The organism is Collinsella sp. LCP19S3_D3 (genome assembly GCF_052121455.1).
GTDB lineage: Bacteria > Actinomycetota > Coriobacteriia > Coriobacteriales > Coriobacteriaceae > Collinsella.
On the sequence record NZ_JBQKEF010000003.1, the window covers coordinates 39633 to 54326 of the forward strand.

Below are 14694 nucleotides of genomic sequence, written 5' to 3' on the forward strand. Positions count from 1 at the left end.
GGGGCGTCCTTATCTGTTGTGCGGTTCGCGAACTAGCGGGCCTGCTTTACCTTGGCCGCCGCCTCGACAAACGACTTCCACAGGTTAAAGTCGGTCTCGAGCGTCTGCCAGGTGTACTCGGGATGCCATTGCACGCCCAGGCAGAAAGGCTGGCCTTCGACTTCGATGCACTCGGGAACGCCGTCGGTTGCCTTGGCGACCAAGCGCGTGCTTTTACCCAGACGCTCGACGCAGCAGTGGTGTGCGGAGTTGGTCTGGATCAGCCTGTGCCCGCCAACCGCGCGCTCCAGAAGCGAGCCCGGCACGACCTCGACGGGATGCACAGGGTCGTTGAGCACGTGGGTATGGCGCCACTGCGTGCGCCCCTCGCGAGCGCCCAGGCTCGGTACGTCCATGCACAGGGTGCCGCCAGTGGCGACATTGAGCAACTGCGTGCCGCGGCAGGTGGTAAAGAGCGGCTTTTTGGCGCGGAGCACCTCGTCGACCAGCTTAAACTCAAAGCTATCGCGGATCTCGCAGCAGAGGGTGGGGTCGTAGGGTCGATCATCGCCCCAACGTTTGGGATTGACATCGGGGCCGCCGGGAATGGCGATGCCGTCGGCGATATCGACGTAATGACGGATGACCTCAATGTCCTCGGTGATGGACATCTGCAGCGGCAGGCCGCCGGCGGCAAGGATGGCATCGACAAAGACACTGGCGATTTCCTCGTTGGGGGAGAGCGTCTCGCTCAAAAACGGCTTTGCCTCTTCCCAACGCGGCGCCACCAGGATGAGCGGGCGGTCGGCGGGGGCAACGTCGACGTGCGGGGTATAGGACGAGGAAGTACGTGTTCCGATCATGGGTGCTGCTTTCGAATCTGAAGGTGACAGGGCGCATGAGAGACGTGGGACAACACTTTCAATGGATTTGTCCCAAGGAGTTGCTGGTTAGTGGCCCTTGATGGAGTTGAGGAAGTCCTCTGCGCGCTTGGTCTGGGGGTGGTCGAAGAACTCGTCGGGCGTGCCGGTTTCCACGATTTGGCCGTCGGCCATAAACACGACGCGGTCGGCCACGCGGCGGGCAAAGTTCATCTCGTGCGTAATGACGATCATCGTCATGCCCTGCTGGGCCAGACGGACCATGACCTCGAGCACCTCGTTGATCATCTCGGGGTCAAGGGCGCTCGTGGGCTCATCAAAAAGCATGGCCTTGGGTTGCATGGCAAGCGAGCGGGCGATGGCTACGCGCTGCTGCTGGCCGCCCGAGAGCTGTGCGGGCACCTTATCGGCCTGTTCGGCAACGCCCACGCGGCCCAGCAGGTCCATGGCGCGCTCGCGGGCCTCGTCCTTGGAGACGCCCAGCACGTCGACCGGTCCCAGCATGACGTTCTGCAGCACGGTCATATGTGCGAACAGGTTGAACTGCTGAAACACCATGCCCAGCTCGGCACGCATGCGGGCAAGATCCTTGCCTTCCTGCGGCAGGGGCTCGCCCTCGATGAGGATCTCGCCCGAGTCGATGGTTTCCAAGCGGTTGATGGTTCGGCACATGGTCGACTTGCCCGAGCCCGAGGGGCCGATCACGACGACGACCTCGCCGCGGTCGACCGAGAGATTGATGTCGTTGAGGACGTGCAGATCGCCATAGTGCTTATCGACGTGCTTGAGCTCGATCAGCGGCTGATTGCCGGTGGAAGAGGTGCTCTGTGCCATGGTGCTCGGCTCCTTATGACTGGAAATGGTAAAGCGTTAGCGGATGATGGTCGCGCCGGTCTTGTGCGAAACGTAGACAGCGGCCTTGTTGATCGCGACGTTGATGAGGATGTAGATGACCGCGATTACCAGGTAGACCGACACAAGGGCGTCGTAGTTGGTAATGAGCACGCGGGCATTTTGCATGAGGTCGGGGTAGCTCACCACGTAAGCGACGGTGGTGTCTTTGACTACGACCACAAGCTGCGAAATCAACGACGGAATGATAAACCGAATCGCCTGCGGCAGCACGATTTTAAAGGTGATTTTAGCTTTGGAGAGACCGAGCGCTTGGGCTGCCTCGACCTGCCCGCGCGGTACGGCGTTGACGCCCGCGCGAAAGATCTCGGCCAGCACGCCGGCTGCAGCGAGCGCGACGGGGAGCGTGAGCATCCAAAACGACGGCAGCGCAATTTTGTACTGAGGCAGCACCAAAAAGAAGAAGTAGATGAACAGCAGGCTCGGTACGCCGCGGAAGAAATCGGTGAGCACGCGGCAGACCAGCTGCAGCGGCTTAATGTCGCTGGTGCGGCCGAGCATAAGGGCTAGGCCCAACACCAGCGCGATGGCGCCAGCGGTGAGTGCGACTTTAACGGTGCCCTCAAAGCCGGCAAGCAGGAACTTCCAGGTGGTGAGGTGCGTAAAGAAATACCAATAGTGGACCGAAAGCTGACCGGTCACATAAAAGCGCTGCAACACGAGGACGGCGAGCGCAGCGACGGCAACAAGCGAGATAGCGGTGCCGATGCGAATCTTGGCGCGCATCTTGGGGCCGGGAGCCTCGTAAAGCGCATCGCGCATGGTGAGCGCAGAAGAGGAGTGCTTGCTCATCGGAGGATCCTCACCTTCTTATCGATGTAGTTGCCAATGTGGCTCACCACAAAGGCCGTGCCCAGGTAGCCGAGCGCCGAGATAAAGAACGCGGCGACGCCGCCGAGCGAGCGCGTGTTGATGTAGCTCACCACGCCGGTGAGCTCCTGCGGTTGAAGCGGTACCTGGCTGCCGAGTGCGGTGGTGAGCATGACGGCGATAAAGAGGTTGGTCATGGGCAGCACGCTCGAGCGCAGCGCCTGCGGAATCACGATCTTGGCGAGGATACGGCTGAAGCTCATGCCGAGCGAGCGCGCGGCTTCCACCTGGCCGACGCCGACGGTGTTGATGCCGCTCATAAAGTTCTCGGAGCCAAAGGCCGAGCCCAAAAGGACCGTGGCGACGATAACGCAGGTGCGGTAGGGCAGGACGACCTTGAGCGGCGGCAGCGCATAGACGACGATGATAAGCAGCGCGATGCCGGGGATGTTACGGAAGACCTGAACATACAGGTCGCCAAAAATGCGCAGCGGCTTGAGCGGCGACACGCGCATCACGGTGACAGCGACGGCCAGCACCATGGCGATGGCAAACGACTCAAGCGTCATGCCCCAGGTTGCTAGCAGCGCGTCGATATAGTTCTGGCCATAGAGCGACCAGAGCTCGGAGAGACTCATGCGGACCTCCCGCCGATAAGGAAAGGGGCTCCCGTGTGTACGGAAGCCCCGACAACTCAGTGTGGAAACAGTTTAGCGCAATAAAGCGCATCGTGCGTTTCCGTATGGTTTCGTAGCGGCCGTTACTGGGCTCGCTGTCTAGGCGCCGATCTCGGGCAGCTCGGGAACGTTGGTGTCGCCCGTGCGATCGCCGATGCAGATCTGCCACAGCTCGGTCCAGGTGCCATCGTCCTCGATCTTCTTAAGGAAGTCGTTGACAAAGGCGACGCCGTCGGAATCGAGCGGCAGGCCGATGCCGTAGGGCTCTTTGCTGCCGAAGGGCTTGCCGGCGATCTTGTACTTACCGGGCTCGCGGACCAGGGCGCTCTGCTGCATGTTGTTGTCGATGACGTAGGCGTCAACGCGGCCCTGCTGAAGTGCCTGACGGGCCTCCTCGTCGGTCTTGAACTCCTGCTGGCTGGCCTTGGGGGCGAACTCCTCCAGGATGGCGGGGCCGTTGGAGCCGGACTGGACGGCGACGTTCTTGTCGGCCAGGTCGTCGACGCTCTTGATGTCGTCGTTGTCGGCGAGCACCAGGATGGCCTGCTGGGTGTAGTAGTAGGGGCCGGCAAAGGAGACAAGCTTCTTGCGCTCATCGGTAATGGTGTAGGTGGCAAAGACGGCGTCGACCTGGCCGTTCTGCAGGACGGACTCACGCGTGTCCGAGGTCACCTGGGTGATCTCGACCTTGTTCTCGCCCAGAATGTAGTTGGACAGGAGCTGCGCGATGCCGGCGTCGAAGCCACGGGTCTTGCCGTCCTTCTCGTTGAGGAGGGAGAAGAGCGTGGAGGTCTGAACGCCACCGATCTTAAAGACGCCGGCGTCCTTGACGGCCGTGGCCCAGGTGCTGGCGGCGATGGCGTCATCATCGGCCTTGGGGCCGTTGTCGATGAGCTTGTCGAATGCCTTGGCATCGAGCGTGGTGGAAGCCTCGGTGTCCTCGGGGCTCTTGGAGGAGCCGGCGGCGGAACCCTTGTCGGCCTCGGCGCTGGTGTCGGAGCAGCCGGCAAGACCAAGGCCGGCGACGGTTGCAAAGGTGGCGGCGATGAAGCCGCGACGGTCGAAAACGACCTGCTGGGAGAGGTTCTTGCTCATGGTAGAACACCTTTCTCAATAAAATCCCTAGCGGTTGAATAGAGTTATACCCTATCGCGCTCAAATGGGTCAACACGAAATAACTCAGAAACATACTTACCTTATGGGTAATTCTACCTACCAAAAAGGGACAGGTTTATTTTGGCAGGTTTTATCTGGGCAAACGTCAGTTATTGCAGCTGAGATAGCGTTTTGCAGACGGCATGGTCGCTCGCGGCGGTCGCTATAATGGCGGCAACGCGACATATGGCGGCCTGCCTCGCTGTTTTGTCTCAATCTGTAACATCTGCAGCCATTTTTGCCGAGTAACTGTTACAGATTGAGATTTTCTCTTCAGGGGGACTTGAGTGTCTCGATCTGTAACATCTGGACGGACAAAAGGTCTCTATCTGTTACAGATTGAGACAAACAACAGGGGCAAAGACGGCTTGTCTAGATCTGTAACAATTGGGCGAGGATTTGTCCTCTAGGTGTTACAGATCGAGACAATTGAGTTGGGAAAATAAAAACCTCCGCAGGGGTGCTTCCCTTGCGGAGGTTTTTCTACTCGTTTAGCAGGCGTACCGCTTCGGCGGCCATGTTCTCGACCGTTATGCCGTTCTGAGCAAGCAACTCGTTGGGGTCGTAGCGGTCGGGAAAGCCCTTGGCGATGCCAAAGGTGCGCGTGCGCACGGGCGTGCAGGACAAGTAGCACGCGACGCGCTCGCCCCAGCCACCGTCCAAGATGCCGTCCTCGAGGGTGACGACAACGCGATGCTCGGCGGCAAGGCCATCGAGAGACTCGCGGTCAAGCTCGGTTGCAAAGCGCGGGTTGACGAGCGTGGCCTCTATGCCGTATTCGGCAGCCAAGCGGTTTGTCACGCGCTCGCCCAGCTCAAAGAAATCGCCAAGCGCGAGCACGGCAACGTCGCGGCCCTGACGCACCACGTCGTAGCGAACGGCGCTGTAGTCGGTGTCCTCGGCGGGCGCCAAATCGGGGCGGCTAACCAGGCCAATGCCCGGAACGCGGATCGCCACGGGATGCTCGCGGTGGTCGAGCGACCAGCTCAGCATGGACAGGTATTCCTCCATGCAGGCCGGTGCCAGATAGCGCATGTTGGGAAGTCCGCCCAGCATGGATATATCAAAGAACGAGAGGTGCGTCTCGGATGTGGTGCCAAAGATTGACGCGCCAAACACCAGGATGGTTGCGGGGGTGTCGTTGAGGCACAGGTCGTGCCACAGCTCGTCGTAGGCGCGCTGCAAAAACGTGCCGTACACACCAAAGACTGGCTTGGCGCCCGAGCGCGCAAGCGCGGTGGCAAAGGTCACGGCGTGCTCCTCGGCAATGCCCACATCGACAAACTGTTTGCCGGCGGCAGCGCGAAGCTCGGGCGTAAAGCCCATGATGTAGGGCGTGGCGGCCGTGATGCCCACGACCTGTGGATCGCGCTCGATGGCGGCGCTGAGCGCCTCGCCCGTAATGTCGGCATAGGTGCGCGGCGCAGGCTCGCTCGGATGGCCCGGGCAGAGCTTGCGCCCAGTCGCCATGTCAAACGGACCTACGTGGTGCCAGCGCTCGGGGTCGCTCTGGGCCGGCTCAAAGCCCTTGCCCTTGGCGGTGGAGACGTGCAGCACGATGGGATGATCGATATTGCGCAGTTCCTGCAGCGCGTCGACGAGGGCCAACACATCGTTACCGGCGTCCAGATAGCGGTAGTCGAGCCCCATCGCGCGGAAAACGTTGCGCTCACAGGTGCCGTTGCTGGCGCGCAGTTCGGCCAGATTGCGATACAGGCCACCATGGTTTTCGGCGATAGACTGGTCGTTATCGTTGACGATGATGATCAAGTTGCTGTCGAGCTCGGCGGCGTTGTTAAAGCCCTCAAACGCCAGACCGCCCGAAAGCGAACCGTCGCCAATAACGGTAATGACGTTATACGCGTCGCCCGCCAGGTCGCGCGCGTGCGCAAGGCCGCAGCCCAGGCTCACCGACGTGGAGGTATGGCCCATGGCAAACAGGTCGTGCTCGGACTCGTCGGGATTGGCAAAGCCAGAAGCCTCACCATAACGCTCCGGATCGATATAGGTGTACGCGCGCCCCGTCAGCGCCTTGTGGGCGTAGGTCTGGTGCGAAACGTCAAAGACAATCTTGTCGATGGGGGAGTTAAACACGCGATGAAGCGCAACCGTAAGCTCAACGACGCCCAGGTTGGGGGCAACGTGCCCACCGACGGCGGCGGAGCTTTCGAGGATTGCCTGGCGGATCTCGCCGCAGAGCAGCGGAAGCTCGGCGCGGTCGAGAGCCTTGACGTCCTCGGGCGTTGTCGTTTGCGTAAGCAGCATCGTTGTGGGTTACTCCATGCGAATCGAGCGCCGGCGCTCCCTCGGCCGGCACAATTGCACAAAACAGTCTCGCACATTTTGGCGTTTGATATGTGACGGCGGCGCGGTAATTCGCCAACTGGTGGGGCAAAACGTTTTGTCCGATGTCATACTGATGTGTTCCATGATGTTTTTATCGATTGTGCACAGGCCGTGGCTTGTCGCCGTGAGTCGCTGGAAGGAGGCAGCATGTCCGATGTCGTTCGTGCCGAGAAAATCGCGCAGGAGGTCGACTATGCCGCCCGTCAGCTCGCCCAGGCGGGCCGCTTGGACCTGACGCACGAGTTTATCCAGCATGGCGACGTGACGGTCTATGCACATGTGACTTCGGTAGCGCGGGCGAGCCTTTCCTTTGCCGAGCGCTTGGGCCGTGTCGGTGTCTCGGTCGACCGCGCCTCGTTGCTGCGCGGGGCCCTGCTGCACGATTACTTTCTTTATGACTGGCACGATCCCGATCCGAGCCATCGCCTGCACGGATTTCGGCATCCGTTTTTTGCCCTGGCGCGTGCGGAGGAAGATTTTGAGCTGACGTCGCGCGAGCGGAATATTATCGTGCGGCATATGTTTCCGCTGGTGCCGGTGCCGCCGACGTGTCGTGAGGCATGGATTGTGTGTCTGGCGGATAAATGGTGTGCTCTGCGCGAGACGATCGCCGGCCGTCTGCCGCTCAAGGACGAGGCAGACGATGGCGTGAGTAAAGAATCGAGCGAAAAGAGGAGAGGGTAGACGGTGGGGACCGCGATCGACATGGCATTTGACGGCGCGACGCTTGCCGCCTGTCCGCTCTCGGCACTGGTGCTCTCGTTTGCCTTTTACGGGTTTTGCGGTTGGGCATGGGAGTCAACAGTCTGCGCCATGCTCAACCAAGGACGCTTTGCCAACAGCGGATTCTTGCTGGGGCCGTGTTGCCCTATCTATGGTGTGGGCGGCATAGCCTGCTGGCTTTTGCTGCGCGGGATTCCGGATGCCTCGAGCCAATTTGTCGCCGCGGCGCTTGTGTGCAGCGTAATCGAGTACAGTGTGGGCCTTCTATTGGAAAAGACAACAGGCGCACGCTTTTGGGACTACTCGCACCTGCCGTTTAACTTGCACGGACGTATCTGCCTGTACTGGGCCTGCGCGTTTGGCCTGGGCGCGTTGTGCATTTGTCGTTTAGTGGAGCCGGCATTGCTGGGACTGCTTGGCCATCTGCCGGTGCTGATTGTGCGGCTGTCCGCCTTTATCGTCGCGGTCGCGATGATGGTCGACGCGGTGTGCTCTTTGGCCAGTTGGCGTCGCCTGTCCGATCAGCTGGAGCGTGTGCGCGCCGACCTTGCCGACCGCATCAATGAGTCGCTTGCCGATGCCTCGGATTCCATGCTCGAACGTATTCCCGATTCGACGATCGACTCGGTAGCGCAGACGCATATCCGTAGCCGCGCCGTTAACGCGTGGCTGGCCGAGCTGGGCGACGCGGCGCTCGATGCCCTTCGTGAGAAGGCTTCGATGCCGACGTTTATCTCGGATGGTGCTCGCGGCCTGGCGCTTGCCGCCCGCCGCGTGGCCGATGCTGCGCCGAGCATGCCGCGTCCGTCGCTCAGTCGTCGCCTTGCCGGTAAGCGCATGAGCCGTCCGGTGCCGAGTGTGTCGCTCAGCCGTCGCGACCTGCGCTTCTTCAATGCTTTCCCGCGCTTGCGCATCAATCGCTACGAGGGCGTCATTCGAGCAACTAATCTCCGCGACCGCGCCCACGAGCTGTTTCGGCGCTAGCCGGGATGGGCGCGCACACGGCTCCCTTGCTCGCGTATTTCCCGTTCGTTTCGCGTCCGTTGCCGCGCCGTTTCCAAGATTGCGGCACCGTTTCCATTCGACAACGCAGCGTTTAACAACGCCGTATCTGGTCTACACCAGTTGCCCCTCGGCCGCATTATGGGCGCCGACAACGTTCATGTGACCAAGGGGGAGCGAATGTACGATACGGGATCGACAACGTTTATGCTCATCTGCACCATGCTCGTGTTTTTAATGACACCGGGTCTGGCGTTTTTCTATGGCGGCCTGTCCAGGCGCAAAAATGTCATCAACACCATGCTTATGTGCTTTGGCACCATTGGTCTGGTCGGTGTGCTGTGGATTGTCGCCGGCTGGTCGCTGGCCTACGGTGGCGACGGCTCGAGCCCGTTTATTGGAGGCCTTGACCAGCTGCTGTGCCTGCCGGTGCTCAACCAGGTGCTGCAGGCGGCCGAGGGCAATGCTGTGGACGGTGCCGTCTACCCTCAAATCATCAACATCGCCTTCCAAATGGCGTTTGCCATGATCACGGCTGCTATCGTCACGGGCAGCCTGGCCGGCCGCATTAAGTTTGGTGCCATGACGGCCTTCCTGGGCATTTGGCTGCTCGTGGTCTATGCGCCGCTCGCTCACATGGTCTGGGGCGGTGAGGGTTCCTTTATCGGCGACATCATCGGCGCGCTCGACTTTGCGGGCGGCGACGTGGTGCACATCTATTCCGGTCTGACGGGCCTGATTCTCTGCTTAATGCTCGGCCGTCGTCGCGGCTTTGGCATGGTGAGCTACCGCCCACATAACGTGCCGTTTGTGGCGCTGGGCGCCGGCCTGCTTTGGTTTGGCTGGTTTGGCTTTAACGGCGGCAGCGAGTTTAAGGCCGACGCCGTGGCGGCGCTCGCCATCCTCAACACCGTGACGGCCAGCGCGGCGGGCATGGTCTCGTGGCTTGTCGTCGAGCGCGTGCATACCGGTCGCCCCACGCTGGTGGGTGCCAGCACCGGTCTGGTTGCGGGCCTTGTGGTGGTCACGCCGGGTGCGGGCTTTGTCGAGCCGTGGGCGGCGCTGGTCATGGGCCTGATCGTATCACCTGTCTGCTACCTGGCCATTAGCCATCTTAAGACCAAGTTTGGCTACGACGATGCGCTCGACGCGTTTGGCTGCCACGGCATCGGCGGCATCTTGGGCGGCGTGCTCACGGGCCTGTTCTGCGTGCCGGAGCTCTCGTGGACCGGTAAGGGCGGCCTGTTCTACACGGGCGACGTGTCGCTGCTCATCTCGCAGATTTTGGGCATTGTGGTGACGGTCGCTCTTGTACTGGTGCTCGACTTGGTGATCGCTGCGGTGGTCAAGGCGCTGTTCCGCGGCAGCCTGCGCGTGGACGAGGCAGACGAGGCGCTGGGCCTGGATGCGAGTCAGCACGGCGAGAGCGCGTATCCCTCGTTCTCCGGGCTCGATTAGCAGCACGGCTTTCCCAGGCACCCGACCTTACCCCTCAAACCGTCGCTTGCGTACCGAAGTACGCGGCGCTCCTCTTTCGGGGCAATCTCGGGCACCTCGAAAACCCGCGTCGTTGAATGGCAATTCATTTCTTTTATTGAGAGGAATTCACTATGAAAAAGATCACGGCTATCGTGCGTCAGGAAAAGCTTGAGGTTCTTAAAGACGCGCTGTTTGCTGCCGATGTTCGTGGCATGACCATCAACCAGGTGCAGGGCTGCGGTGCGCAACATGGCTGGAAGGAATACGTGCGCGGCAATGAGTTGCTTGTCAACACGATCCCTAAGGTGCAGTTCACCCTCATCTGCGCCGATGAACATGTCGACGGAATTGTCGAGATTATCTGCAACGCCGCTCGCACCGGTGCCGTTGGAGACGGCAAGATTTGGGTTGAGCCGGTCGAGGAAATTATCCGCATCCGCACCGGCGAACACGGCCCCGCCGCGGTGTAGAATCGACCGCCTGACGGGTGTGCCTCTCTTGGGGCGCGCCCGTTCTCGTCTACAATATCGTGCAGACGAAGGAGAGGCATGCCCATGATCAAGATGTTTGCGAGCGACTTAGACGGAACGCTGCTGAACGCCCTGCACGAGGCAGACGGGACCATTCGCCGTGCCATTCGCGAGCTGACCGAGGCTGGCCTGCATGTGGTTCCCGCAACCGGGCGCTCGACGCTGCCGATTGGCGAGCATGGCTTTACAGGTCTGGCACTCGACGCCTGCTGCTCCAACGGATCCATCGTGCGCAACAGCCATGGCGAGGTGCTCAAGACCTGGACCATCGACCCGCAGATTACCGAGGAGCTGCTCAAGGCGTTCCCGGACATCTGTTTTGACTGCTCCACGCCCGATGGCATGTTCTCGAGCGGATCGTTCGAGATGCACCAGGCGGGCTTTAAAAAGGACAGTCCTATCAAGCGCATCGTGATGCGCGGCATGCGTGCACGTGGCGGGTATCACGAGGAGCAGTATTTCGACCAGTCGATCGGTGACATCCTGCGCCATGACGTATGCAAGATCAATTGTCGCGTGACCTCGCCCGAGCTGGAGCGCGACCTTAAGGCGTATTTGGCCGAGCGCTCGGACCGCGTGGTCAACGCGCCGTTCGATCCGGTGATGTTTGAGATCACGGACGTGGCGTGCAACAAGGGTGAGAGTGTGGCCTGGCTGGCGGGCTACTACGGCATTGCCGAGGACGAGGTCGCGGTTTACGGCGACGGCGGCAACGACATCGCCATGCTCAAGCGTTTCCGCCACAGCTACGCGACCAAAAACGGCAGTGACGCGGCCAAGGCCGCCGCGAGCGCGACTATCGGCAGCTGCATGGTCCACGCCGTCCCCAAACACATGCTCGCCACCATGCGTAAGCAAAACTCCCGCACCATCATCGAATAATGTGACAAAGGGACTGTCACTTTGTCACATTCCGGGGTTCTCGACTAGCCAATGCTCGTAGGCGCGTTGCATGAGCTCGGCCTTGTCGGCTTTTTTGCGGCAGCCCTTCTGCTCCTCGATGGCCAGCTCATAGGCATCGCTTTGCTCAAAAGCGCTGGTATCCCAAGCGCCGTGTTCAATGCGCGACCATACGGCATCGATGAGTTGTTCGAGCTCGGCAATGTCGTCGGCGTTGGCGGTTGTCGCGAACGGCGGGCGGAGCTCGCCCGTTGTCTTGTCGGGTTCTACATAGTAGTCGCCCATGGAAGTGACGGTGTAGCCATAAAACTCGGGTGACGCTTCGACCAGCAGTTTGTAAAACTTGAGCTGACGATGGTAGCCTGTAGGGACTTCTTTGCCAAAGCCAGTCTTGTAGTCAACGATCTTTACCGTTTTAGCTGCATCGTCAACGAGGAGCAGGTCGAGAAAACCAAAGAGCGGAGTTCCTTCGGTGGTCAGGCACTGCATATTCGCCTCTGTGACGCAGCGATAGCCATGCACATGCTCGACAAGCCAGGGGACGAATGCACGACAAATGCGTTCGAAGCGCTCCGAATAGCGATGGACGTCCTCGGGGGCATAATCGAGCCACGAAATCTGCTGGCGATACTCGGCCTCAATTGTCTCAATCGCCGCCTCGCCATCGGCTGCCATTCTATTAACGATCTCCTCGAACATCGCGTGAACGATGGTGCCGAATTCGGTTTGGATCGTGGGCGCCGTGGGCAGGCGCACAATCTGCTTCTCAGGGAAGTGCAGACTATTTGCGCATCCAGGCTCGTACGTCACAAAGTTGTTGAGCGCTGTGGCAGAAAGAAACTTCACGTCGATATGAGGTTCCAGAAGCGCGCGGAGCTCGGGCGTATCAAACACGTAGTTGTCGCGCCACTCGGTTTCGATTGCAACGCTGAGCTGGTCTGCCTCAGCAGAAACTTCGCAAGAGTCGATAAGCCCCGTGAGCTCCTGCAGTGCCGACCCGCCGGCACGGTACAGCTCGAGGTGTCGTTTAGCGCGCGTGATGGCGACAAACAACAGGCGGCGCGCGTCGTCATCATCCTTTTCATCGCGAATAAGCAGGTTGGACGGGTACAAGCTCATGCCGCCAGCGCCTTTGTGCCAAGTGGAGTCGTCGGCATCGAGCAGGTAGACGCAGTCGAATTCCAGGCCCTTAGAGCTATGGGCGCTGGTGAGGCGAACAGCTCCCGGCGTGCCAAGGTCGATCGATGCGTCGATACTCACGCCAAACTTTTGAGCGGCATCGAGCTTGTCGACAATATCGGGCAGGCGAAGCGCACGTCCCATACGGCGCGCGTCTCCCATCTCACCTTCGGCAAAGGTGAGCAGGGCGCGGATGCCGGCATTGAATTCGGCTGCGCCCAGCGGATTTTGTTCCTTGCAATCCTGATAATAGCCAAGGCTGCGTTCTACAATCTTAAAGAGCAACGCTCTGACCGGGGAGGCGCCGGCCTCGGCCGCCCACTGCATAAGGTCGTCGTGCAGCTCTTTGACGCGGGCGATATTGCTCTCGCGCATGGCGGCCATCCAGTCGCCATGCTGGTCTCGCTTGGCGCTGAGCGCAAACGTCACGGACGATGGATGGTCGCCGCCCAGCTCGGTGGCACAGATGATCTGCGGAAGATAGCTGCTGGCGAGCTCCTTCTTCCCGCGAGTAAGCGCGGCAACGCAGCGCAGCAGCGCCAGCGTCGTCTGCATGCGATCGGAGGCAAAGAGATTCTGCCGCTCGCGATACGAAAACGGCACGTTCTCCTTAACGAGGAAGGGAATCAGCGAGCGCAATGCGGCGTGTTTGGCAGAGATGACTGCAATTCCTTCGTTGGGATCTTCGCAGTCATCGAGGTAGCCAGCATCAATCCTCTGCCTAATGCTCGCGGCAACGGCGGCGTATTCCTCGGCTTTGCCGGTGTAGACGTTCTCGCTAAAGCTGACCTGATCGCCTTGAGGCTTAAAGGCTTCGATTGACTTATTCGAGCTGGCGTCGAGGCGATATTCAATTTGCCGTGCGATAGCTTGACCAAGCTCAACGATGGCGGGCGTGGAGCGATAGTTGGTCTTGAGCACGATGCTCCGGGGCGAAAACTCGGCCGCAAACTGGTTGGCGCATTCGATCGTGGCGCCCTGAAAACGCATGATGGCTTGATCGTCATCGCCAACGGCCATGATATTGGGCGCATCAACGCCGTCGCAGAGCAGCTCGATGATGCGCATCTGGGCACCATTGGTGTCCTGGAACTCATCAACTTGGATATAGGTATAGGTGTCCTGGAGCACTTGACGCAACGCGTCGTTGTGCTCGACAGCGTTTACAAAGTCGCCGATCATGTCATCGTAATCGTAGAGATGGCGTTGGTCGAGTTCACTCTGGTAGCGACGCGCGACGTCGCAAGCGGTCTTAAGTCGCTCGCTCTGCTCCGCAATCTTAAACGTGCGCCCCTGAGAGCTGCTGCCTCCAAAGAAGATATCGCGCACCTTGGTGTACCCCGACGACTTTCCCTTCTCGTCAATAAGTTCGGTGCGGCGAACGGTGTCGCGCAGCTCAAGAATGTACGGCACGTACGTGCCGGCAGGACAGTCGATTGGGCGAGTGAGCGACGTGGGGGCCATGGCGCAGACACGCTCGATCTCTTCCTCAAAGCGTTCGGCCAACGCTGTGCTTGCCCTTTCGCAGACGAGCATAAGCAGCCTGGAATGCTCAGTGAGCCAGGTGGCGGCGTCGATATTCTGCTGTGCGATGGCGCTCAGCGTGTCGTAATCCAGGCCACTGCGTTTGATTTTGGAGACAAAGCCGATCATCTTACCGATGTTTTGCGCGGGCATATCAGGTGACCCTCCACCTAACGGAGAACCAAAAGGCAGCGATTTGAGCAGCCGATCAAAAATCTCTTGCTGGTGCAGGCTGGTAACAAGCGTGTCGGTCGAAGGACGCATGAAGTACTCGGGATAGCGCGACCTGATGCTGCTTGCAAATCCGTGAAACGTGCTGACTTCGATGCCGTAGGCGTCGCGTCCAATGAGCTCAATCAGACGTTTGCGCATGGCTTCCGCGCCCGCCTCGGTATAGGTGAGGCAGAGAATGTTGCGCGGGGCGGCATCGCGCTTGGCTAGGATGTTCGCCGCGCGCAGGCTCAACAGCTGCGTCTTGCCGGTGCCGGGGCCGGCAATGACGAGCAACGGACCATCTAGGCATTCGACGGCCTCGCGCTGTTCGGGATTCAGGCGCTCGAACGATACGTTAAAGTTGGGGGTCATGTTCATGGCAGT

Annotated in this window: 12 protein-coding genes; 5 read left to right on the plus strand and 7 right to left on the minus strand. The window is 60.2% G+C overall.

Annotation, left to right across the window (positions count from 1 at the left end; translation table 11 throughout):
- Positions 1–32: 32 nt before the first annotated feature.
- From ACTQXM_RS01880 to ACTQXM_RS01905, 6 genes are all read right to left on the minus strand, one after another.
- Positions 33–842: a gamma-glutamyl-gamma-aminobutyrate hydrolase family protein gene (locus tag ACTQXM_RS01880; protein WP_427718223.1), complete on the minus strand. Its 810-nt coding sequence runs from the start codon at positions 840–842 to the stop codon at positions 33–35.
- Positions 843–929: 87 nt separating this feature from the next.
- Positions 930–1694 (minus strand): amino acid ABC transporter ATP-binding protein, encoded by a 765-nt coding sequence (locus ACTQXM_RS01885; RefSeq protein WP_441536895.1) that lies wholly within the window; start codon positions 1692–1694, stop codon positions 930–932.
- 36 nt (positions 1695–1730) lie between these two features.
- Positions 1731–2564: an amino acid ABC transporter permease gene (locus ACTQXM_RS01890; RefSeq protein ID WP_427747661.1), complete on the minus strand. Its 834-nt coding sequence runs from the start codon at positions 2562–2564 to the stop codon at positions 1731–1733.
- Positions 2561–3220, minus strand: coding sequence for an amino acid ABC transporter permease (locus ACTQXM_RS01895; protein ID WP_154514877.1), 660 nt, complete (start codon positions 3218–3220; stop codon positions 2561–2563). The genes ACTQXM_RS01890 and ACTQXM_RS01895 overlap by 4 nt, the downstream gene beginning before the upstream one ends.
- A gap of 138 nt (positions 3221–3358) precedes the next feature.
- Complete coding sequence (locus tag ACTQXM_RS01900; RefSeq protein ID WP_441032898.1) at positions 3359–4354, minus strand: glutamate ABC transporter substrate-binding protein; 996 nt, start codon at positions 4352–4354, stop codon at positions 3359–3361.
- 543 nt (positions 4355–4897) lie between these two features.
- Positions 4898–6679: a 1-deoxy-D-xylulose-5-phosphate synthase gene (locus tag ACTQXM_RS01905; protein ID WP_441536894.1), complete on the minus strand. Its 1782-nt coding sequence runs from the start codon at positions 6677–6679 to the stop codon at positions 4898–4900.
- 228 nt (positions 6680–6907) lie between these two features.
- On the opposite strand from ACTQXM_RS01905, the gene ACTQXM_RS01910 reads away from it, so the two are divergent.
- From ACTQXM_RS01910 to ACTQXM_RS01930, 5 genes are all read left to right on the plus strand, one after another.
- A complete protein-coding gene (locus tag ACTQXM_RS01910) occupies positions 6908–7444 on the plus strand; it encodes an HD domain-containing protein (RefSeq protein ID WP_441536893.1) in 537 nt (178 codons plus the stop codon).
- 3 nt (positions 7445–7447) lie between these two features.
- The gene (locus ACTQXM_RS01915; protein WP_441054908.1) at positions 7448–8467 is read left to right on the plus strand and encodes a putative ABC transporter permease; all 1020 of its coding nucleotides are present in this window, start codon (positions 7448–7450) and stop codon (positions 8465–8467) included.
- A 198-nt stretch (positions 8468–8665) separates the two neighbouring features.
- Entirely contained in the window at positions 8666–9943 is a 1278-nt protein-coding gene (locus tag ACTQXM_RS01920; RefSeq protein WP_441536892.1) for an ammonium transporter, read from the plus strand.
- Between the two features lie 152 nt (positions 9944–10095).
- Positions 10096–10434 (plus strand): P-II family nitrogen regulator, encoded by a 339-nt coding sequence (locus ACTQXM_RS01925; protein ID WP_441049065.1) that lies wholly within the window; start codon positions 10096–10098, stop codon positions 10432–10434.
- Positions 10435–10518: 84 nt separating this feature from the next.
- Positions 10519–11376 (plus strand): HAD-IIB family hydrolase, encoded by an 858-nt coding sequence (locus ACTQXM_RS01930; RefSeq protein ID WP_441049064.1) that lies wholly within the window; start codon positions 10519–10521, stop codon positions 11374–11376.
- Between the two features lie 24 nt (positions 11377–11400).
- Here the strand turns inward: ACTQXM_RS01930 and ACTQXM_RS01935 are convergent, their stop codons facing one another.
- The gene (locus ACTQXM_RS01935) at positions 11401–14688 is read right to left on the minus strand and encodes an ATP-dependent helicase (protein WP_441536891.1); all 3288 of its coding nucleotides are present in this window, start codon (positions 14686–14688) and stop codon (positions 11401–11403) included.
- Positions 14689–14694: the final 6 nt, after the last annotated feature.

Bases quoted from the DNA above. Each gene is read 5' to 3' on its own strand.
- ACTQXM_RS01905 (WP_441536894.1), bottom strand. From the start codon at position 6,679: ATGCTGCTTACGCAAACGACAACGCCCGAGGACGTCAAGGCTCTCGAC.
- ACTQXM_RS01880 (WP_427718223.1), bottom strand. From the start codon at position 842: ATGATCGGAACACGTACTTCCTCGTCCTATACCCCGCACGTCGACGTT.
- ACTQXM_RS01925 (WP_441049065.1), top strand. From the start codon at position 10,096: ATGAAAAAGATCACGGCTATCGTGCGTCAGGAAAAGCTTGAGGTTCTT.
- ACTQXM_RS01935 (WP_441536891.1), bottom strand. From the start codon at position 14,688: ATGAACATGACCCCCAACTTTAACGTATCGTTCGAGCGCCTGAATCCC.
- ACTQXM_RS01890 (WP_427747661.1), bottom strand. From the start codon at position 2,564: ATGAGCAAGCACTCCTCTTCTGCGCTCACCATGCGCGATGCGCTTTAC.
- ACTQXM_RS01885 (WP_441536895.1), bottom strand. From the start codon at position 1,694: ATGGCACAGAGCACCTCTTCCACCGGCAATCAGCCGCTGATCGAGCTC.
- ACTQXM_RS01920 (WP_441536892.1), top strand. From the start codon at position 8,666: ATGTACGATACGGGATCGACAACGTTTATGCTCATCTGCACCATGCTC.
- ACTQXM_RS01895 (WP_154514877.1), bottom strand. From the start codon at position 3,220: ATGAGTCTCTCCGAGCTCTGGTCGCTCTATGGCCAGAACTATATCGAC.
- ACTQXM_RS01900 (WP_441032898.1), bottom strand. From the start codon at position 4,354: ATGAGCAAGAACCTCTCCCAGCAGGTCGTTTTCGACCGTCGCGGCTTC.
- ACTQXM_RS01910 (WP_441536893.1), top strand. From the start codon at position 6,908: ATGTCCGATGTCGTTCGTGCCGAGAAAATCGCGCAGGAGGTCGACTAT.
- ACTQXM_RS01930 (WP_441049064.1), top strand. From the start codon at position 10,519: ATGATCAAGATGTTTGCGAGCGACTTAGACGGAACGCTGCTGAACGCC.